The organism is Nitrosomonas nitrosa (genome assembly GCF_003051105.1).
Taxonomy (GTDB): Bacteria; Pseudomonadota; Gammaproteobacteria; order Burkholderiales; family Nitrosomonadaceae; genus Nitrosomonas; species Nitrosomonas nitrosa.
Genome location: NZ_QAOO01000003.1, coordinates 94,502 through 115,173, shown reverse-complemented (window position 1 = coordinate 115,173; position 20,672 = coordinate 94,502). Strand labels below are relative to the sequence as shown.

Annotated in this window: 17 protein-coding genes and 2 pseudogenes; 9 read left to right on the top strand and 10 right to left on the bottom strand. The window is 54.0% G+C overall.

Features of this window, described 5'->3' with window-relative positions:
* Positions 1–4 precede the first annotated feature (4 nt).
* On the top strand, positions 5–991 hold the full coding sequence (gene hpnA / locus C8R30_RS02340; RefSeq protein WP_107789450.1) for a hopanoid-associated sugar epimerase: 987 nt from the start codon (positions 5–7) through the stop codon (positions 989–991).
* A 96-nt stretch (positions 992–1,087) separates the two neighbouring features.
* On the opposite strand, the gene C8R30_RS02335 is transcribed toward hpnA, so the two are convergent.
* Both C8R30_RS02335 and C8R30_RS02330 read right to left on the bottom strand, forming a co-directional pair.
* Positions 1,088–1,960: a PA4780 family RIO1-like protein kinase gene (locus C8R30_RS02335; protein ID WP_107789449.1), complete on the bottom strand. Its 873-nt coding sequence runs from the start codon at positions 1,958–1,960 to the stop codon at positions 1,088–1,090.
* Between the two features lie 106 nt (positions 1,961–2,066).
* Entirely contained in the window at positions 2,067–2,279 is a 213-nt protein-coding gene (locus C8R30_RS02330; RefSeq protein WP_090667124.1) for a hypothetical protein, read from the bottom strand.
* 287 nt (positions 2,280–2,566) lie between these two features.
* Between C8R30_RS02330 and C8R30_RS02325 the strand changes: the two genes are divergently transcribed.
* Both C8R30_RS02325 and C8R30_RS02320 read left to right on the top strand, forming a co-directional pair.
* Positions 2,567–3,715 (top strand): HD domain-containing phosphohydrolase, encoded by a 1,149-nt coding sequence (locus C8R30_RS02325; RefSeq protein ID WP_107789448.1) that lies wholly within the window; start codon positions 2,567–2,569, stop codon positions 3,713–3,715.
* A 243-nt stretch (positions 3,716–3,958) separates the two neighbouring features.
* Positions 3,959–6,364, top strand: coding sequence for a Tex family protein (locus tag C8R30_RS02320; RefSeq protein WP_107789447.1), 2,406 nt, complete (start codon positions 3,959–3,961; stop codon positions 6,362–6,364).
* Positions 6,365–6,727: 363 nt separating this feature from the next.
* Here the strand turns inward: C8R30_RS02320 and C8R30_RS02315 are convergent, their stop codons facing one another.
* The 8 genes and pseudogenes from C8R30_RS02315 to C8R30_RS16755 all read right to left on the bottom strand — a co-directional run.
* A complete protein-coding gene (locus C8R30_RS02315; protein WP_107789446.1) occupies positions 6,728–8,065 on the bottom strand; it encodes an ATP-binding domain-containing protein in 1,338 nt (445 codons plus the stop codon).
* On the bottom strand, positions 8,062–9,894 hold the full coding sequence (locus C8R30_RS02310; protein ID WP_107789445.1) for an ATP-dependent nuclease: 1,833 nt from the start codon (positions 9,892–9,894) through the stop codon (positions 8,062–8,064). Before C8R30_RS02310 ends, C8R30_RS02315 begins: the two co-directional genes overlap by 4 nt.
* 22 nt (positions 9,895–9,916) lie before the next feature.
* Positions 9,917–11,056 carry a restriction endonuclease subunit S gene (locus C8R30_RS02305; protein WP_107789444.1) on the bottom strand — a complete coding sequence of 380 codons (1,140 nt, stop codon included), beginning with the start codon at positions 11,054–11,056 and terminating at the stop codon, positions 9,917–9,919.
* The gene (locus C8R30_RS02300) at positions 11,053–12,849 is read right to left on the bottom strand and encodes a class I SAM-dependent DNA methyltransferase (protein WP_107789443.1); all 1,797 of its coding nucleotides are present in this window, start codon (positions 12,847–12,849) and stop codon (positions 11,053–11,055) included. Before C8R30_RS02300 ends, C8R30_RS02305 begins: the two co-directional genes overlap by 4 nt.
* Before the next feature lie 14 nt (positions 12,850–12,863).
* On the bottom strand, positions 12,864–15,272 hold the full coding sequence (gene hsdR / locus C8R30_RS02295; protein WP_107789478.1) for an EcoAI/FtnUII family type I restriction enzme subunit R: 2,409 nt from the start codon (positions 15,270–15,272) through the stop codon (positions 12,864–12,866).
* 347 nt (positions 15,273–15,619) lie between these two features.
* On the bottom strand, positions 15,620–15,859 hold the full coding sequence (locus C8R30_RS15795; RefSeq protein WP_181258686.1) for a hypothetical protein: 240 nt from the start codon (positions 15,857–15,859) through the stop codon (positions 15,620–15,622).
* A gap of 16 nt (positions 15,860–15,875) precedes the next feature.
* Complete coding sequence (locus tag C8R30_RS15790; protein ID WP_181258685.1) at positions 15,876–16,019, bottom strand: hypothetical protein; 144 nt, start codon at positions 16,017–16,019, stop codon at positions 15,876–15,878.
* Positions 16,016–16,093, bottom strand: a pseudogene (locus C8R30_RS16755) (hypothetical protein); the annotation flags it as partial. The pseudogene C8R30_RS16755 and the gene C8R30_RS15790, both read right to left, overlap by 4 nt.
* Before the next feature lie 462 nt (positions 16,094–16,555).
* On the opposite strand from C8R30_RS16755, the pseudogene C8R30_RS16550 reads away from it, so the two are divergent.
* From C8R30_RS16550 to C8R30_RS02265, 6 genes and pseudogenes are all read left to right on the top strand, one after another.
* Positions 16,556–16,768: pseudogene (locus C8R30_RS16550) on the top strand (Druantia anti-phage system protein DruA); the annotation flags it as partial.
* A 144-nt stretch (positions 16,769–16,912) separates the two neighbouring features.
* Positions 16,913–17,335: a transposase family protein gene (locus tag C8R30_RS16545; protein ID WP_338065844.1), complete on the top strand. Its 423-nt coding sequence runs from the start codon at positions 16,913–16,915 to the stop codon at positions 17,333–17,335.
* Positions 17,336–17,417: 82 nt separating this feature from the next.
* A complete protein-coding gene (locus C8R30_RS02280) occupies positions 17,418–17,606 on the top strand; it encodes a hypothetical protein (RefSeq protein WP_107789441.1) in 189 nt (62 codons plus the stop codon).
* Positions 17,607–18,242: 636 nt separating this feature from the next.
* Entirely contained in the window at positions 18,243–18,560 is a 318-nt protein-coding gene (locus tag C8R30_RS02275) for a P-II family nitrogen regulator (protein ID WP_090667133.1), read from the top strand.
* Positions 18,561–18,929: 369 nt separating this feature from the next.
* Positions 18,930–19,739 (top strand): TrmH family RNA methyltransferase, encoded by an 810-nt coding sequence (locus C8R30_RS02270; RefSeq protein WP_107789440.1) that lies wholly within the window; start codon positions 18,930–18,932, stop codon positions 19,737–19,739.
* A 38-nt stretch (positions 19,740–19,777) separates the two neighbouring features.
* Positions 19,778–20,644, top strand: a complete 867-nt coding sequence (locus tag C8R30_RS02265; RefSeq protein ID WP_090667139.1) for a DNA-3-methyladenine glycosylase family protein — start codon at positions 19,778–19,780, stop codon at positions 20,642–20,644.
* Positions 20,645–20,672: the final 28 nt, after the last annotated feature.

Below are 20,672 nucleotides of genomic sequence, written 5' to 3'. Positions count from 1 at the left end.
TTCCATGAAATCTTTAGTAACAGGCGCCAATGGTTTTGTCGGCTCTGCCGTAGTACGATGTTTGCTGGCAGCCGGTCATGAAGTACGCGCATTTGTCAGACCGAATAGTGATCGGAGGAATCTCGTCAAGCTTCCTATCGAGACCATAGAAGGTGATCTGCGTGATGTCACTTCGATAAAACGTGCGGTAGCAAGCTGCGACAGCCTGTTCCATGTTGCTGCTGACTATCGCCTTTGGGTGCCTAACCCATCCATCATGTATGACGTGAATGTCAATGGAACCAAATCGCTGATTTTGGAAAGTGCGGAAGCGGGCATGGATCGCATGGTCTATACCAGCAGTGTCGCCACATTGGGATTGAATCCGAACAGCCTGCCAGCCGATGAAGAGACGCCTTCCAACCTCGCATCAATCGCCGGCCACTACAAGCGCTCCAAATTTCTTGCCGAACAGCTCGTGCAAGAACTTGTTCGCCAACATCAGCTCCCGTTGGTGACTGTCAACCCTTCCACACCGATCGGCCCGCGCGATGTCAAACCCACTCCCACCGGCCGCATCGTGCTCGACACACTCCGGGGAAAAATGCCGGCCTACGTCGATACGGGCCTCAACGTGGCCCATGTCGATGACATTGCTTACGGCCACCTACTCGCATATCGTTTTGGCAAGCCAGGCGAGCGCTATATCCTGGGGGGCGACAACATGACGCTCCTGCAGATACTGCAAACCATCGATGAACTCACCTGCAAACCGACCAAGCGCAGAAGTATCCCGGTCAAGTTGATGCTGCCCATCGCCCACACCATGGAAGTCATTGCGCGCATCACTAAAACCGAACCCCGCGCCACCGTCGACAGCATCCACATGGCCAAAAAGAAAATGTTTTTTACCAGTGCCAAAGCGGAACGTGAATTAGGGTATCAATCGCGACCGGCCGTGCACGCCATTCAAGACGCGATTGATTGGTTTAAAAGCGCAAATTACTGCTAAGAAACCGGATTGCTTCATTGCTACGACATAACGTTCCTATTCAGACAAGCCGGGCATGCTAAATGACCCATCGCTATCGTCACGCTGGCGTTATCGCTAAAACGGCCTGTAGCGACCGGTAAAGCGCTCTTGTTGGTAACGCTGCCATGCCATTTCTTTTCGGTAAGCTGTTTTGATTGCACTCAATACGCTGTCCAGATTGACGGGTCTCGTTTTCTCAACTGCCTGGCCTGTCAGATGAACACCCAAGTGTAGTTTGCCGCGTTGATAAAGCGACCAAATTTCCGAGCCATAATCGGTTTCGGCAAGCTCAGGGGCAAATCGGCTGAGATAGGTTGTGATATTGGCGATATCTCGTTTGAATATTTGCTGCGCGCAATGATTACCCGCGGCCAAAATGGCTTGTGGAAAATCGATAACGACGGGGCCGCGTTTACCGATCAGAACGTTATATTCGGATAAATCTCCATGAACGACACCCGTGCATAGCATGCGGACCACTTGCCCGATCAGGAAATCGTGATATGCCCTCGCCTGCGTTTTAGTCAACGTCAGCTCACTCAAACGAGGCGCAATGCTTCCATGTCGATCCGTGATCAATTCCATCAGTAACACACCTTCAAAAAAACCACGGTACTTCGGTACCCGCACACCAGCCGCAGCTAGCTGGCACAAGGTATCCACTTCGGTATTCTGCCAAGCTTCTTCGCGGGTAATGCGGCCAACATGCCTCTTTCTTTGCATAGCCCGCCAATATCGGTTGCTTCTGATTTGCCGTCCGTCTGAATAGTTCTGGTCTTCTTGGGAAAAGTAATATCGGCTGGTCTCCTTGTAGACTTTCGCGCAGCGGATACTGCGGCCACAGCGCACGACATACACCAATGCTTCCTTCCCACTCATGAGTTGACAAATCACGGCGTCGACAAGGCCTTCTTCAACCAATGGTTCGATTCTTTTGGGGATTTTCATAAGCGTTTCATGTCAGCATGCCCATTTCTCACATGCTTGCCATTCCTCCTGTCAAATAAGTTGATACTCTCCACTTAATTGATGAGAAATTCTCGAAACCGATTTCTCACCGAATAGCGTGTTGGTTTTGCTGATAGCGGGCCGATTTACTTCGATGCCATACGGCATCATCGGCATCGGTTTGTGTGGTGCCGACAGGAGATTTTGCAAAAGGCTGCAGGTTTGTGAACGTTGCGTCCTTTCTGGATTCCGTCATACCTAGAAGAAACTTACTTACGAACGATTTAAATAAATTCCTTTGATTGAGTTTGATGAACATACTACCTCCTTGTTCGTGGTCATCACACAATGATCGTCATAACCAACCGCATGATTAAAATTGTAGAGAGAAAAAAACAACCTTGGAATGTGGCAAATTGCCGCGCGACAATTTGTCGCAGTCTATTTATCTGACATATCACAACTGCCCCAAACAGTTGATGAGGATGATATAGCGGCTTGATGACATAATTATTAAGCGCTAATCTACTTTTTTTGTATCGCAACGGGTGAAGTGGCTTGAACCCTGGCGTGTTAAGCTGGTGAAAATCGACAAGGAGTTTTGCAATGACGTCAGAGAAAGAAGACTTATTCCCACATCAGGATGTGCTGGCTCAACTGCATGAGAATCGCCCTCTTTCTGATAAATTGAGCTTTTTGCACCAATTGATCCGCGAAGATTTTCCGTTTATCGATCGCCTTGCCATTGCATTGTTCGACGAAAAAACAAACACCCTTAAAACCTATACGCATAGTGCAACCGATGGTGACAGCCCTTTGACCGCCTATGAAACGTCTCTGGATGCAGCGCCCTCGCTCAAGGAAATCATGCAGCGACGTCGACCCCGCTTGGTGCAGGATCTAACCATTTTTAACAAGGGTACTCACCAGCACACCCAGAAAATTGCAGCCAAAGGCTACCGGGCAAGCTATACCATGCCGCTTTACCAGAGCGGCACGTTCATGGGATTTTTATTTTTCAATTCATATGAGACCCACCCTTTTGTATCTTCCATATTGCGCCAAATCGATATATACGGCCATTTGATCGCATTGATGGTCATCAGCGAGTTAACCGCTATCCGTACACTGCTATCCGCAGTCAGAGCGGCCCGCAGCATGACGCATTATCGTGATGTAGAAACAGGTTCCCACATTGACCGGACAGCGCATTACGCACGCTTGATAGCTAGAGAATTAGCACCCCGCTACCGCCTGAAGGATGAGCAGATTGAACATATCTTCTTGTTTTCACCTTTGCACGATATCGGCAAAATTGGCATACCGGACAGCATATTGCGCAAACCCGGCAAACTGGATGAGCACGAATTTGAAATCATGAAAACCCATCCGGAAAAAGGGCGGGAGATCATCGACGCTATTCTCGAAGATTTTAATCTTGGCACGATTGGTCATGTGAATATCTTGCGCAATATCGCCGAATATCATCATGAAGCGATCGACGGCAGCGGCTATCCCAAAATGCTCAAAGGCGAAGAAATTCCGATCGAAGCCCGAATCAGTGCAGTCGCCGATGTATTCGACGCGTTGACTTCGAGCCGAACCTATAAAGCACCCTGGTCGAATGAAGAAGCCTTTGCCATGCTGCAGCGCTTGGCCGACAGCAAGCTGGACAAAGATTGCGTCGAAGCCATGGTCAACAATCACGATAAAATTCTGCAAATACAACAGCGCTTCCAGGATAAAGACCAATAACGAGGCATAACTTGATCGACGGCACGCCCAAAACGCAGTAGTAATCCTCACCTTCACTCCGAGTCCCAAGTGGAAAACCCTTATCCAAAATGGTATAAAGCATCACTGATAATCAACGAACAGTAGCCAATCGAAATATCCGACTAGACAACTACTCAGCCTTTTCTTTAAACAAACACCCTAAACGCGCGGTGCACAGTCCTTTCACACCGCTTTTGTAATTCACCAGCAAGATTGAAGCCTATGACCCCTTCTCCGATATCCACGATTTCTGATAACGCCCAGCAAAAAATTGTGCAACTGATCGCCACTGAGCTTGCCGTCATGCCGCAGCAGGTGACAGCAGCGGTCAACCTGCTCGACAGTGGCGCAACCGTCCCTTTCATCGCCCGCTATCGCAAGGAAGTCACGCAAAATCTGGATGACACGCAACTGCGGGCCATCGAGGAGCGCCTGCAATATTTGCGTGAACTGGAAGAACGCCGTCAGACCATTCTGGCCTCAATCGAGGAACAAGGAAAGCTGACGGATGAATTGCGCCAGGCGATCGAACAAGCGACAACCAAACAGCTTTTGGAAGATATCTACCTGCCGTACAAGCCCAAGCGCCGCACCCGCGCGCAAATCGCACGTGAAGCCGGATTGGAGCCGCTGGCCGATGCGCTGCTGCTTGACCCCACCTTATCTCCTGAGCAAGAAGCGGCCAAATATATCAAGGTGCAACCTGCTGCTGCAGGCGTAGAAGCGATCAACGTACCCGATGTCAAAGCTGCACTCGAGGGCGCACGTGACATTTTGGCTGAACGATTTGCTGAAACCGCCGAGTTACTTGCTACTCTGCGGAGCAAACTCTGGCATGAAGGGATTGTGACTTCCACGGTCATCGCCGGCAAGGAAATGGCGGAAGAAGAAAAATTCCGCGATTACTACGCTTATGCCGAACCGATCCGCACCATCCCCTCGCACCGTGCACTCGCCTTGTTCCGGGGCCGCACCTTGGGTGTACTCCGAGTGGAGCTCAATCTGGACGATGCAGCGGAAGCCACGGTTCCGCACCCTTGCGTTGCCATGATTGCCGCTCATTTCGGTATCGAGCATCGGGGGCGCAGCGCAGATAAATGGCTGGTGGATGTCTGTCAATGGACTTGGCGTGTCAAAGCACATCTGCATCTCAGCACTGAATTGCTGCTGCAATTACGCGAAGCAGCCGAAGCGGAAGCCATCAAAATTTTCAGCCGTAATTTGCGTGAGCTACTGCTGGCCGCGCCGGCTGGCGCCAAGGCCGTGCTCGGCCTCGACCCCGGTTACCGTACGGGTTGCAAAGTAGCGGTAGTCGATGCAACCGGCAAGCTGCTGGAAACCGGTACCATCTACCCTCACCAGCCACGCAACGACTGGCAAGGATCGCTCGCGACCCTCGCACAAATGGTCATCCGGCATGGCGTGGAATTGATCTCGATTGGCAATGGCACCGCCAGCCGCGAAACAGATAAATTGGCGGCTGAAGTCATCCAACTTGTTACAGAACAGCAGCCTGCGCTCAAAGTTACAAAAATCGTCGTCAGCGAAGCCGGTGCCTCGGTCTATTCCGCATCGGCCTTCGCTGCAGCCGAATTTCCCGAATTGGATGTCAGTCTGCGCGGTGCGGTATCGATTGCCAGACGCCTGCAGGATCCCTTGGCCGAACTCGTCAAAATCGAACCGAAAGCGATCGGTGTCGGCCAATACCAGCACGATGTCAACCAGCGCATCCTGGCGCGCACGCTCGATGCCACTGTGGAAGACTGCGTCAATGCGGTCGGTGTCGATGTCAATACGGCATCGGCGCCCCTGTTGGCAAGAGTTTCCGGCCTGAATCGCATTTTGGCACAGAACATTGTGGCTTACCGTGATACCCATGGCCCTTTCCCGAATCGACAAACGATCTGCAACGTACCACGTGTCGGTGAAAAAACATTCGAACAGGCCGCGGGTTTTTTGCGCATCAATGATGGCGACAACCCGCTGGATCGCTCCGCCGTCCACCCGGAAGCCTATCCGGTAGTGGAACGTATCCTCACGCGCCTGAAAAAAGGTATCGAACACGTCATGGGCCAACCGGAAGTATTGAAGAACCTCTCCCCCGGCGAATTCACCGATGACACCTTTGGTCTACCGACCGTTCAGGATATCCTCACCGAACTGGAAAAACCCGGCCGCGACCCCCGTCCGGAATTCAAAACAGCTACCTTTCAGGAAGGCGTTGAAACGCTCGCCGACCTGCGACCTGGCATGATCCTCGAAGGTGTCGTCACCAATGTTGCCGCTTTCGGCGCCTTCGTCGACATCGGTGTGCATCAGGATGGACTCGTGCATGTCTCCGCCCTGGCAAATTCATTCGTCAAGGACCCCCACCAAATCGTCAAACCCGGTCAGATCGTCAAAGTCAAAGTACTGGAAGTCGATGCCGCCCGGCAGCGTATCAGCCTAAGCATGCGCCTTGAAGACAAAGCAGATGCGCCGCTCTCAGCTACCGATACAACCCGTACGCCTCGACCTCACAAAACTCGCAAGCAGCAGCCACGGGATACACAGCAAAAATCCACACGGAAACAGGAGCCGGTCAGTGCCCTGGCACTGGCACTAGCGCGCGCCAAGGAGAAAAAGTAGCGGGACGTTGATCAGAGATCATATTGCCGATCGATTGGTTTGATAATCTCTTCGTACCTTATGTTTAAATCATCCGCAGAGGTTCTCTTCGAAGGCTAAATTTCGCATAAAACAACCGCTTCGACTTACACCGGCTTTCCCTGACACATCATAGCTGGCTGATCAAATTAACCGTTGGCATCCAAGCATCGAGTGACAACTTCCGTAGTACGGCAGTTGACACTCGAGCGATGAATACATCATTAACTGCACCAAGATTATCAGCTACTAATTCATGTTAGCATACTGGTCTTCGAGAGCAGGACGATAGCTGACCACCACGGCATCTGGCGCTTAGTCTCCGTCATGACAGTGCCGAGGGGATCATGCGGGAGCAAACGGCGGAGTATTCAGTCGGTTTTGGCCGAGCACAATGACAGTGCAATGGTTTTGCGCTCGCGTGATGGCGTTGTAGAGCAACCTGCGCAAATGCTCCGCGCTGCCTGTAGCGGTGTGCGGCCACAGTACGATGACATTCGGAAACTCGCGGTTCTTGGCGCGCTGGATCGTCATGGCAAGATGGCCGTGTTGCTGCCGAAAGCCCTGGCGTAAACGGTTACGCACGGACTCCCGGACGAACTCGGTAACTTTCGCGGCGGTGAAAACTGCTTGCCCGTGCGCTCTACGCAAGCGATCCATGCGGTTGATGGCCTGCGCGATGGCGGCGTGCCCAGCCAAAGGCGTTAGAAGCGCGCGAAGATCGGCGTAAGACGCTGCCTCCGGTAAGGCGATATCGCCCAGCAAGCCGTCGGCTTCTTCGTTGTCGTGACGATCCCACGCAAGCGCATACGGTCCGAACGTCGCTCCGGTCTTCTTCCATTTATGCGGCTTCGTCTGAACGGTGTTGAGCGCGGCGCAGATAATCGCGTTGCCCGCATCCGGGGTGAGAATGACGACCGGGCCTTGGCGCTGCGCAATCTCATTCGCAATCGACCATGCCAGAAGTGCGTGATTGGCATTTGTCGCAGGCACGTCCAGAAGCCGGAAGCCCGCACCGTTCCATGTCGTCCTGTTTTTGTACGCCTTGGCTGCGAGAGGCGCTTTCACATCCCAGCCCTCGCGCAAGGCTAGGGCGGCGGTCAGCAAACCCTGTTGTTGCGTGCGCTGGACCTTAGTGAGACGGTGGGTCTGCCCAGCGCCTTCAAGCCAGCCCATAAGGGGCGCAGTGTCGCGACCGTCATAAAGACACTGAAAAGCGTCTGCTGCCGCGACGATCCGGCAGGATTGCGAAAGTCCCTGAAGTATGCACATACGGTGTTCGTCGAGGTCTTGTGCTTCATCGACCAGAACTAATGGAAAGCTTCTTGCTACCCATTGCCGGACAGATTCATGTTCCATAAGGCCGGCTGCCAAGGCGCACGGCCCGTCAAATTCGTTCAGTGTAGCGACCTGCTCCTGCAGTTCTGGCGTAATCAAGCTCCTGCGCCGCGCGGCCAGTGTCCGGGCGAACACATCGAAGGTCTGGCAATCAAAGCGCCTGCGGAAAGTTGGGTTCTCGCCCAGCCGCGCATCCAGTCGGCGACGCGCACCATTCATGAAAGTGAGCGCCAAGAGCTTCTGCCCTTCACCCAGCGACCCGTCCAGTACGAGTTCTCCCGCACGGCTCACGAGGTTGTAGGTCTTGCCCGTGCCCGCCGCACCCTCGAAGAAATCGAATGTCATGTCGGCGCAAACCGGAAAACATGCATGTCAGCGGTCGAGTCCTCGTCAATGCGAGTAAAGAGTGGTGTTTTCGCGCTCGCGGGATCGCGGAGCACGTCGCACAAAGCGCCCAGCAACTGTGCGGCGCATGCCCGGCACGCAGCATTGGCCATGAGGGTTACGGCGACATTCTCATGGGTCGGCGCGTAGGATTTTTGGGTGAGCAAATGAGCGGCAAGCGCCGCACGGTCAGCGAAAGCAGTACCCAGCGCGACTTCGAGTGCTGTCAGCATTGCTGCTTCATCTGCGCCCGCAATCCACGAAACCACATGCTCCATCGCCCAATCCTGCGGCCACAACACTACACAGCGCGGCGGCGGATCGATGACCTTCACCGCATCGAAGTAACCACGCCCATCATTGTCCCCGTCTACGAGGATGCAAAGCCGCGGGTGAACGGCGCTGACCAGCGCAAATGTATCGGCAATCTTAGCGTCTATGGTCGGCACGACGCCTACGAAAGTGGAGAAAAGCGGCGTATTCTCTTGTACGTTATCCCAACCCTGATGCTGCTCAAGGGCAGTTTGCAGCACCTCAAGCCATGCCACATCAGAAACCCCTTCGGGGATCAGTACGCATTCGTGCATGAGCGCGGCTACCAGCTTTTGCCGCCATGCGTACAACAAATGTTGCTGGTGGTTGGTCGGTTGCGCGGGCACCGGATTCATCAGCGGCCTGGCGTTCAAAACACCCTCGCGCGTCTCAATGAAGAGCGTGGCGGGTGGCGGAAACATCGCAGCCACGATAGGCGAATGGGTCGTGACAATCGTTTGGTCGCACAGTGCATTGAGGCGGTTGATCAGCCGCTTCTGTTGCGAGGGCTGGATATGCAGTTCCGGTTCCTCAACCGCCAGCACAAAGGACTGACCTGTTTCCGCCCGCGCCTTTCCGAACTGCATGAGCAGCAAGAGACTTTGAAGGGAAACGAGGCCCGTTCCATGCCGTCGCGAGGGAAGGCCAGGCCCTTCTCCGTGAACGAAGTGCGGCACGATAGTATCGAGAATGGATTCGCTGTCGGTTGAGGTCAGGCGTAGTTGGAGTCTAGGGGCGTTCGATATGAGCCCGCGCAATTCGTTATTGGCTGAGCTGATGATCTCGGAAAGCCCATCCTGGTCTTCGAGCTGCGTGCCTTCCGGCGGTTTCCAGAGCCTCTGCCGCTCTGCTCGCACAGTTTCCGCGGGTATACCCCCGAGTGTCGCTACCACACGGCGGAACAACTCAGAGGAAAAGGAAATCCAGCGATCCCATGTGCGTGATGCCGGAACCAGGAAGAAGCCGAGTTCCTGCAACGCCTTTGCAGGGATGGGGCGTAGATGGGCATTTTCCGCAAACGGGTCACCTAACGTCGCTTCATCGTCTACGAAAAACCGGATCGTCTCAGCTTCCAGTTCATCAAGATCGAAACGTGCAGCAAAGCCGATCTGAACTGCCAGGTCCGTATGTTGCTGATCCAGCGCGGCACTCAGAGTTTTGGTGTTGGGGTCGAGCCATTTTTCAACGCCACGCTCGAGATTGAACCACGAGGGGTAATGCTGCGGATCATTGGTTGTAAAGCCTGATACGGTAGCAATGCACAGAATGCGTGCGGTTGCATCAGGCTCGCTGCCGTAGAAATCGTGTTCGGTCAGGCGACGCACCAACTTGTCACGCCCGAATAACAGTGCCAGCGCCTCGATGATCGTGGTCTTGCCGGAATTATTAGGGCCGACGAGAACTGAATGATCTCCCAAAACGACATCTGCCGAACGTATGCCCCGGAATCCGTTGATTGTCAATCGAACGACTTTCATGGGGCGCTATCCTCCAGATTGGTCATGAGAACACCCGTTCCAGCGTCGCTGGGATCAGTGCGTCGTTTGCTTGGTGGATGGTGGCGTGTCGGGCTTTGAGTTTTGCCACCTTGGCCTGCAGGGTATCGAAAGCCTGCTGTGTTGAAAACGATGGAACCGGGATTTGAATAGCCATCAGCTTCTCAAGGCCCAGTGTTCGGTTACGGCCAGCCCCGCCCGGTGATGCCTTGCCAATCTTTTCCAGGCCAGCATCGGTCAGAAAATAGTAGCGCAGGAACTCCGGCGAGGTGATATTGGGATCAACGCGACAGGTGATGAAACGATGCGACCCGAAACGGCCCGCGTCCTCCGGTTGGGCAACTGCAATGGCGCCCTCCCAGGCAAACACGTTGGAGAAGAGCAAATCTCCCGGTTCGATACTGAAAAGCCTCTTGGTGCCCACGTCGGCGCCAGAGAGTGGGGGCTTGTGGAACGTGCCGTTCCCAAAGGAGCGGATACCCAGCTCGGGATAGCTGCCTTCCAACTCGATGGTTGCCTCGCGCCGCACTAGCGGCGCCACCTCCGCCATCGGTCGCATGGGCGCATCGGCAATGGCATCACGGAAGCGCACCGCGAGCAGACGATCGGCGTTGTGCTCGATGGCGTCGAGGTGTTCGTTCACCTGCCGAACCTTGTCGTCGAGCGTGTCGAGTCGGCTGACGATGGCTTGCTGTTCTGGCAGCGGCGGCAGGGGAATCTCTTGTGCGAGAAACCGATCTTCCTTGATGCGCATACGGTTGGTCGTGCCTTCACTGGCCGCTTTGCACAGTTCAACGAAGTACCGGGAGCGCACCATCCATCCCATGAACACCGGGTCAAGTTGCTTGCTGTCGGCAAACTCGAAAGAAGGAAAGTCGTTGCTGACGATGGCGCCATCGAGCTCTTGTGGGATCAGCCCGATCGCGCCGTTGCGGGCATCAATCTTGGAAAGGATCAACTGATTGGCACGCACCACCCGTCGTGGTGTTGTCACATCTGCACGACGAACCTTACCGCGGCTGATGACACCCTTACCCCAAAGTCTGATAGTGACTTCATCGTATTCGGCGTCCGGAGTACACACCGCAGGCTCGCTGGATCGACAGAGCACATAGCCCAACGCAACCTTCGGCCACTGCCTCATTCCTGCACCTCAGCCACCAGCGCTTCGATCTCGCCGATCAGGCGCAGCACATCCTCTTCACCCGCACGCATGGCGGCGACCAGATCCTTCGGGTTGGCGTGTTCCAGCCCACCGGCGGCGTGCGGGCTCTTCAGGTCGAGGTTGTAGATCGGCCAGTAGAGCGCATCGCCCTCGGCCTGCGAGGCCTTGGCGGCGGTCTCATGGGCTTGCTGCTTGGTCTTCAGCTCGCGCAATTGCACCTGCAAGGTAGCCTTATCGCCATTGGTCGCGTTGCTGATGGCCTGCTCCAGCTCTCGAATGGGCTTGCCCAGGGCCAGTGCGTTGGCGCGCTCGGTTTCCGCCCGTTGCCAATGTGGCGTGGCAGCATCGATGGCGGCGGTGCGCTTATCGGCGAATTCCACCCGCCAGGCCTGCGGGCCTTCTTCGCGGTGGTTCCACCAGTCGAGCACCGGCTGGAAGGCCTCGAAGGGCAGCGGCGCGGTCTTGCTGTACTTCTTACGGCCTTCGGGCTGGGGCAGTTCGTAGTACCAGAGGGTATCGGTGGGGCCGCCGCGCTGGAAGAACAGCAGATTGGCCGGTATATCGGTGTAGGGTGCGAACACGCCCTGCGGCAGGCGCACAATGGTGTGGAGATTGAACTCCTTCAGCATCTCCTCTTTGATGACGGCGCAGACGCCATCGCCGAACAGGGTGCCGTTGGGTACCACCACGGCGGCGCGGCCGCCCTGGTCGGCGCCATGGCCAGCATAGCGAAGCTTGCGCATGATGTATTGCAGGAACAGCAGCGCGGTTTCCGCCGTCTGCATGTTGGCCGGAAAGTTGACCTTGATGCCGACTTCTTCCTCGCCGCCGAAGGGCGGGTTGGTGAGGATCACGTCCACCCGATCGCTGTGGCCGATCTCGGTGATGCGCCGTTCCAGCGTATTGCCATAGGCGATCTGCGGGGCTTCCAGCCCGTGCAGCAGCAGGTTCATCTGCGCCAGCATGTAGGGCAGCGGCTTGGCCTCCTGGCCGAACAGGGTATCGCGCTGCAGGGTGCGGCGCTGGTCCGGGTTGGTCACCTGCCGGGCAATATGGCCATAGGCTTCCACTAGAAACCCGCCGGTACCGCATGCCGGATCGAGCACTGTTTCACCCAGGCGCGGGTCGGTCACCTGCACCATGAAGCGCACCACGGGGCGCGGAGTGTAGAACTCGCCGGAGTCGCCGGCAGCGTCGCGCATCTCACGCAACATCGATTCGTACAGGTGCGAGAGGGTATGGATATCTTCGCTTGAGCTGAAGTGGATACTGTTGATCTTGTTGATAATGTCACGCAGCAGATAGCCGCTGACCATGCGGTTCTGTACACCACGATAGACGTTGGCGATAACCTCGCGCTGGCTACCTCTCTCGCCGCTGCCAGCCAGTCCGCGCAGATAAGCGAACAGGCCCGCGCCGCGTGAGCCGTCGGCACGATGGCATTCGTCCTGGTTGATGAAAGCCAGTAGTTCGTCGCCGGTAAGGCCATCCTCGCGCGCAGCCCAGTCGCGCCAGCGGTAGGGGGATTCGATGATGGGTTGGTAGGGCTTGCCGTCGAGCTCTGCTTCTTCCTCATGCACGACTTCGAGATCGTCGAGGAACTTGAGGAACATCACCCAGGTGAGCAGTGGCAGACGGTCAACGTCGCCGTTTAGGCCCTTATCCTTGCGCAAGATCTTGCGGGCGCTGCCGATCAGCGCCGACAGGTTGTCGCGCGTTGTCAGCGGTGCCTTGGCACGTTTGGTTCTAATTTTCTTTTCGGTTGCGGTCATTCAGAAATGTCGCGTCATTGGTAAAGGGCCGTCTGCAGGCGCGAAACGGCTTCCTTGAAGGGTTTGATGCCACCAAAATGCCGGGTGGCAATCTCGGTGGGGCTGCCGAAGCGGTCGAAAGGTTGCACCTTCATCAGTTCGGACAGGGCATTGAACTGGATAATGCCGCGCTCGATATATTTATCGAGCAGCAGCGCGAGGATTTCGCGGGCAGCATCGCCGTACTGGCCGAACAGATCCTGCGCTGCCTTCCTGGCTTGTTCAGCGCGTTGGCGACGAGTGAGCAGCGGCGCATTCCAGGCCAGATGGCATAACAGATCGAATGGGTCGGCGTCCGACTGGTCGGCGCTGGCTGCCAGCTCCTCGAAGCTGATGCCACGCTCGGTCAGCTCACGTAGCACCTCGGCGCGGGTATTGGAATTGGCCCAGGCGGATTGCAGCGCATCGCGGGTCGGGTACAGGGTGCGAACGGTGCGGCCAGAATATTCGGTGTACTTGACCACCTGAAGCTTCTTGCCGTCGGTATCGAGGTCGTAGACCAGATGACCGATCACCTCGACGTCGCCGCCGTCGATATAGAACTTGCGCGGTTCCAGAGGTGGTTCATTAATGGAGATACCGGCACCCCCCAGCCCGATCTGCTCTTCAGGCACCTCATACTCCACCGCCTGCTCTTCGGATGGCGTCTCGAGCTCAGTCGACGTTGCGCTGATCTGATCACCCAATTCATCGATCGTTACTTCTTCGATGCGTGCCGGCTCTCCATCGAAATCCGGATCGGCAAAGTGCCGGGTAGCAGTGCCGGTGAAGTCGATGATGTTGAAGTATTCCTTGCCGTAGTCGACCCTCAGCCGGGTGCCGCGCCCGATGATCTGTTTGAACTCGGAGCGTGAGCCGACCACGCGCGCCAACACCACGTTCTTGACCATCTCGGCATCGACGCCGGTGGTCAACAGTTGTGAAGTAGTGAGGATCACCGGCGTAGGTTTGTCCACGTTCTGAAAGTAGGCGAGATGGGTTAGGCCAATGGTACCTTCATCGGCGGTAACGCGGCAGACGTAATCGGGGTATTGCTTGACTAGATCACTACTAAGATTGACCAGTTCCTGGCGCATTTCGGCCGCATGCTCCTGATCGACGCAGAACACGATGGTCTTAGCGAAGCGGTCAGTGCCTTTGAGGAAGTCGGCAAGGTGCTTCGCAATTGCCTTGGTGCGCGCGCGTAGTACGATGACCCGTTCGAAGTCCTTGGTTTGGTACTCGTCATCCGGCACAGGGCGGCCAAAGCGGTCGAGCTCATCCTTGGATGGCCGCCAACCAGCGGCATCCACGGTGGTGATGACACGATGAACCCGATAGGGGGCGAGAAAGCCGTCCTCAATGCCCTGGCGCAAACTGTAGGTGTAGACCGGGTTGCCGAAGTATTCGTAGCTGTCACGCGATTCTTCGCGCAGCGGCGTGGCGGTCATGCCGAACTGCACGGCGGGCGAGAAATAGTCGAGCACCTCGCGCCAGTTGCTGTCGTTGCGGCTGGAGCCACGATGGCATTCGTCGATGATGATCAGATCGAAGAAGTCGGGGCGATACTGACGGAACACTTCTTCGTTGGCGGTGAACAGCGCCTGATAGATGCCGAAGTACATGTCCCGGCTCTGGCTCACGTCACCACCAGCGATCTTGTGGCGGGCGTCGCCAAACGGTGCGAACATCTTGGCCATCGGATCATCTACCAAAATGTTGCGATCGGCCAGGAATAGAATCTTCGGCCGTCGGTATTCGCCAGTGCGGTTCCAGCGGCTGTTCCACAATTTCCAGCAAAGCTGAAACGCCACGCAAGTTTTGCCAGTGCCGGTGGCCAGGGTGACGAGCACGCGCTTCTGGCCGAGCAGAATGGCCTCGATCACGCGGTTGATCGCGATTTGTTGATAGTAGCGCGGCACCTTACCCGAGATCAGATTGAACGATTCAAGCAAATGGGGTGTGGCCGGATCGGGCAGCGCGGTGGCGGCAATCAGCCGTTGCCAGAGTTCGGCGGGTGTGGCGAAGCGATCCACCTCGCGCTCGGTGCCGGTGGTATAGTCGATCTCAATAATGCGATGGCCGTTGGTGGCATAGGCGAATTTTAGACCAAGAATTTCGGCATAGTCCTTGACCTGTTGCACCCCGGTCTCTGCTGGTAACCTCAGTTCCTTTGCCTCCACGACGGCCAGTGGGTAGTCACGCCGGTAGTACAGCACATAGTCCGCACGTTTCTGCTTGCCACGACGCACGCGACCGCCAGTGACAATGATGCGGCCATTGGTGAAGGTGCGCTGCTCGCCGATCACGTGTGGCGCGCAGCCCCATCCGGCATTGACCAACTTAGGCGTGACCAATTCTCGGCAAGTGTCGGCCTCGGTCATGATCTGTGTCGTTGTCGTCATCAAGCCTACCTGTTCTACTCCTCTTGAGGCAATCCCATTGCTGCGCGGCAGAAGGATGCAATTGATACATTTTTTTGGCTCGGACATCGAACATGAGCTAAACGGTATATCCTGACAGGACAAAGAGTTACAGCGATTTTCTTGCCACTTGACTCGGCGGTTTGGTGCAAATTGAGCGGATAAGCCCGAGTTTGAGCCAAAATCAGCTCAGCTTGACAAACAAGCCGCTCAGGATATTCTTTCGCGTTGAGTTCACTGCCTATCGGCTTTGAACCTATCGAGGTCTCGGCCGCTGTACCCGCGTAGCGAATCAGCGGTCTTTGTATTTTCTGGGTTGCTATCACGGATCACCTGCCAATAGTCGGAGGCGCGATATTCTTGTCCCACCCTTCGAACAGCGCTGCTGTGGGGTACCCTAAGGTCGCTTTGATCCAATCAATGTGCTGCTGTACACTGACTCGTGATTTGATTTCGTTACGCAATTCCTCGGATCGCCAGAGGCTGCTAATCATGTGGTGTCGCACACGCGGATTCGCGGCTGTCAGCACATCCGGATTGGCCTCGTCGTAATTCACCTCGAACTTCATTTCCGCTCCTCTCAGATCAATTGAGCACGACCAGAAACTCAGTGGCCAGCGCCTCGGGTCGCACGGCACGCGTGTTCGGACTGCGATGCAGTTTGCCAGGCCGTGGCGCTCTAAATGTCGCAAGGTGCGCGACAGGTTGCTGGCCACACGGCCTGACCACTGGACCAGCTCCAGCACGGTGCAGGGTTGGCGTTCGTGCATCAGAAGCAGCAGCGCGCGGTTTTCTTCCGACAATAAGCCGGCCAACTTCCGCCAGGAAACGAACCAGACGGTGGAAGTGGTATCACTGCTATCATCCGCGGTCCCGCCAGTAACTTTGCGGGACGGATGCCAATCACTTTGCGCATTGTTCTTTTCCGGTTGTGATTCCGTGATGCTATCACGCAAACATACTATCTGTCAGCTGTAACGGCGCATTTCGCAGGTTGGATTTACGCCTAGCTCCACAACATTTATAAAAACATAAAGATAGACCTAGATTCAGGATAACCCGCTCGATTTAGGGTTAAACGTAAATTTTAAATCAACTGTTGAGAGACAGATTGTCTGATACAACCTCCAAGAAGCATCCGTTCACTCCTCACAGGCACGCAATTTTAATAGTTAGCGTTACTGAGTTTTTCAGTACCCGCCCTCAAGTGCTCTGCACGCGATAAATGGATTGGGTAGCGTTATCGTCATCAGTATGACCGCCTCCATCTGGTAGCAAATAACTCGCGTTTTCTTATTCTCCCGGAGCATCATCACCCAAACCTTGCCTCCCAAGTCTTGTCGCACTGTAGACGCCGAATTCAACAAGACTGGCTGGAGCGTTTTGGTTATCCTCTCCTGCTACTGGAAACATTTGTAGATCCTGATCGCTTTCATGGCACGATCTACCGCGCCTCAAACTGGATTCTAGCCGGTTCGACCAAAGGGTATCGGCGCACAAGGGAGGGTTATGAACGAACACAATCATCCAAGTGTGTGTTTATCCTGCCGCTGCAACGCAATGCGCGCGCACTGCTTTCTCGTCCTGTGCTCAATGACCGTTACCTCACAGGAAAAGCGAATATGAAACTGACAGCCAACCAGATGTTATCTCTTTATGATGCCTTCAAGGCAATCAATGCCCCCCGTGGAGCGCAAGGAAAGAAGCACCAATTGCCCACAATACTCTCACTATCAGTAGCTGCCATTCTCTGCGGGATGCGTGGTTACAAAGATATTGCTCTGTGGGTGCAATCACTTGGTAACAATGCACGCAGCCGCTTTCGGTGCAGGAAACGAAATGGCCGCTATGAAGCGCCAAGCCGCACGGTAATCCGTAATGCCTTAGTTAATGTTGACCCTGAACAACTGAATCAGGCGCTGAATATCTGGAATGCACACTATGGCTATCTGGATGAAAGACTAGCCATCGACGGAAAAACCATGTGCAACGCGCTTGATGACCAGGGCAGACAAACGCATATCATGAGTGTCATTGGCCACTAAAGTGGTTACTGCTACACCCAAAAAAGTAGGGGTGCTCCCTTCCAAACACCCGTCAGAGTAAAAACAAACCAATGAAATCAAGATGGCTGCACCCATGCTGGATGCCATTGCGATTGAAGGCAGAACCATAACAGCAGATGCGCTGCTTACCCAGCGTGAATTGGCGCAATACCTCGTCGAGGAACGGAATGCAAACTACCATTTCACGGTAAAGGGGAATCAACCAACTTTGCTTGATCTTTCTTTCTATTTTCAGAACATACCACTCTAACCCTGATCCAATAAGTTAGGTAGTAGCGTGGATTTGATAGGCCAAATTTCCATGAACAAAAGGTATACAATTCCAGCATGTATGGCCTCTACTTTAATGCCCTTCATTAACAACTTCTCGTCCCGTGGTTGAGACAAGAACGTTACGATATCTACTGTAACGGCCCATTCTCATGAAATACCTTCGCAGAATCTGAAGCTTACCTTTTATTAATCAGTCGCTTCCTAGGTGGCAGCAGGCATGCAGTGTTAATACAATTAAACGTGGTAATACGCAACGCTCATATCGCCAGACCAAAACACAGTCTCATCCACTCATTCATTCTTTTTTAATCTTTCTTTAACAACCTCATAACAACGAGGCAGGTAGCATTACCGCAGAAACTCAACTCACTGGAACGGACCACGTTCTGTTGCTTTGATGATTTTTTCAGAACACACTTCGGATAAGTAATTCTGTGAATGCTTTTAAAATCTTTTGATTAGGCGCTGGTTGAATACAGGTGGGTTCTAGAATCATGTTCAGCTTATTTTCCGAAGGTGCTCAGTTTCCGCTGCGCTGGCAACTACGGTTTCACCACGTTGCCGGCGAAAGGTCTTGTTAAAAGCTTAATTGAAATTTCACATGGAGGACAATATGGATTCAACAATATCAATGAAACGCATCGAGATCGTCATCGATGCTGGAAAACTCGAAGAACTTGTTAGCTTGTTATTGAAAGCCGGCGCCAAAGGCTACACAGTGCTTAGAAACGCGGGTGGTTTAGGATCAAGGGGTACACGTGATCCGAATGAAGTGCTCTGGGATGACGGGAATGCCGTTGTAGTTCTGGCCTGCAAAGAAGATCAGGCAGCCAAGATTGTGGCAGGATTATCTCCAAAACTGAAAGAGTTTGGTGGTATGTGCCTGCTTTCTGACTGCAAATGGGTAGAAGGACCTGCCGTTTCATATTAATTATTGAAAAACCACCGAATAACAATCCGGTGGTTTTTCATCCTTCATCAGTCGGCCGGATCCTGTCTGTGTCTACCCAATGATGGCATATCTGCTTACTTTGCATTCCATTTTAGTCTGGCAGGACGCTCACGCCAGCAATGCTTGAGTTCAGTAAAACAATCCTGTGCTCCAATACCCTATTCGCAATTCTATTAATTTTCACAACCAAGCTTATGAGCATGCGTCATCGATCATCATTATTTTTTCAACGAATTTTTGCCCTACCCTGACTCCCCCTAAAAATCCGCAATGGATGTGCGATGCATGAATGCATGATGTGCGAAAATAACGAGCTCAATCAACGATAGCTTTTATGAATTTCGCCTCATGCACACCATCACTTCTCGCGAGCATGCTCTATTCAAACAGTTAATCAAACTCGAGAAATCAGCTCGGCAGCGGCGATCAGACTGTCTAACACTGCTTGATGGGGCTCACCTCATTCAAGCCTATCGGCGTGCCCAAGGCCTGCCAACCAAACTGATCGTGAGCGAATCAGGCTACCAACACCCTGAAATTCGTAGTCTAGTCAGCGAAATAAGCAAAAATGCGGAAGTTCACGCCGTGATGTTCAGCGATGGCCTATTCAAGCAAGTTTCACCCGTTAAAACACCGACTGGTATCATTGCGCTCATCACCATACCCACAACCGTACCGAATACTGTCAATGACCATCAAACATTTTGCTTATTACTGGAAGCGATACAAGATCCTGGCAATCTGGGTTCGATACTGCGCTCAGCTGCCGCAGCTGGTGTCAGCGATATCTATTTATCCGACGGTTGTGCCGATGTCTGGTCACCGAAAACATTGCGGGCGGCAATGGGTGCCCATTTCGCGCTCACTCTCCATGAGGCATCAGATCTGGCGCAGGTAATTCAACGTTTTAAGAATAGTAACGGCAGGGTCATTGCCGCCACGTTACGAGCGCCACGACACCTTTATCAAGTGGATCTCAAAGGTACAATTGCGCTTGTTTTTGGCAACGAAGGCGCTGGATTGTCACAGCAGATACTGGGTGTCATCGATGAGCAGATCGCCATTCCAATGCAAGGCAACACGGAATCACTCAATGTAGCCGCTGCGGCGGCGATTTGTTTTTTCGAAAAAATGAGGCAGCAGTATTATGAACACTAGCCATAGACCACCGTACCTGAAGCCGAGTTACTAACGAAATGGAAAAATCGATCGTTTTATACCTGCATTATCACCCACCCTTGGCATGGCACGCCTTAATCAGTTTTTTTTGCAGCCGGGGCAGCTTTCGGGTAGAGCAGCTTATGGCAAATCGCTACCTGCGAACGATCCAGCTCGACGATCATACCGGCTGGGTTGCAGCAAGGCAGGATACCGAGCATAACCAGATCGTCGTGGAGGTATCCCCGTCGCTATCGCCTTATCTGTCCTGTCTCCAGAGACGCTTACACACTTTGTTTGACCTGGATGCAGAACCCGCCATTATCGAAGCGCATCTCAAGAACGACAAAACACTACGGCAACTCATCGCCAATAACTCCGGTTTACGCGTTCCCCGTACTCTGGATGCCTTCGAGTTGAGTTTGCGCGCGATACTGGGACAGCAAGTTACCGTTAAGGCAGCCACTACGCTCTATAGCCGTTTTGTGACAGCTTTTGGTAAGCCAGTAGAAACCCCGTTTCCTGGATTGGATCGCACCGCGCCCGTGGCGGATGCGATCGCCAACGCTAAGCTGCAAACCATTATCGATCTCGGCTTAACGCAACGACGCGCCCTCACCATTCACCAGCTCGCGCAAAAAATAAGGGAAGGCGCATTAGATCTGGAACAAGAAAATCGGACTGAGATCCTCAGACAGCTGCTTGAGTTGCCAGGAATCGGACCATGGACGGCACAATACATTGCCATGCGTGCGTTAGGTGATCCCAATGCCATTCCCGAATCGGATCTAGGGCTTATGCGCGCACTTCAGTTAAAAAACCCCATGGAAGTTCGGCGTCGTACAGAAAAATGGCAACCCTGGCGTGCTTACGGCGCAATTTACTTATGGCATCATTTAACCTAGATAGGAATCTAGGTTAAAGTACAGGAGG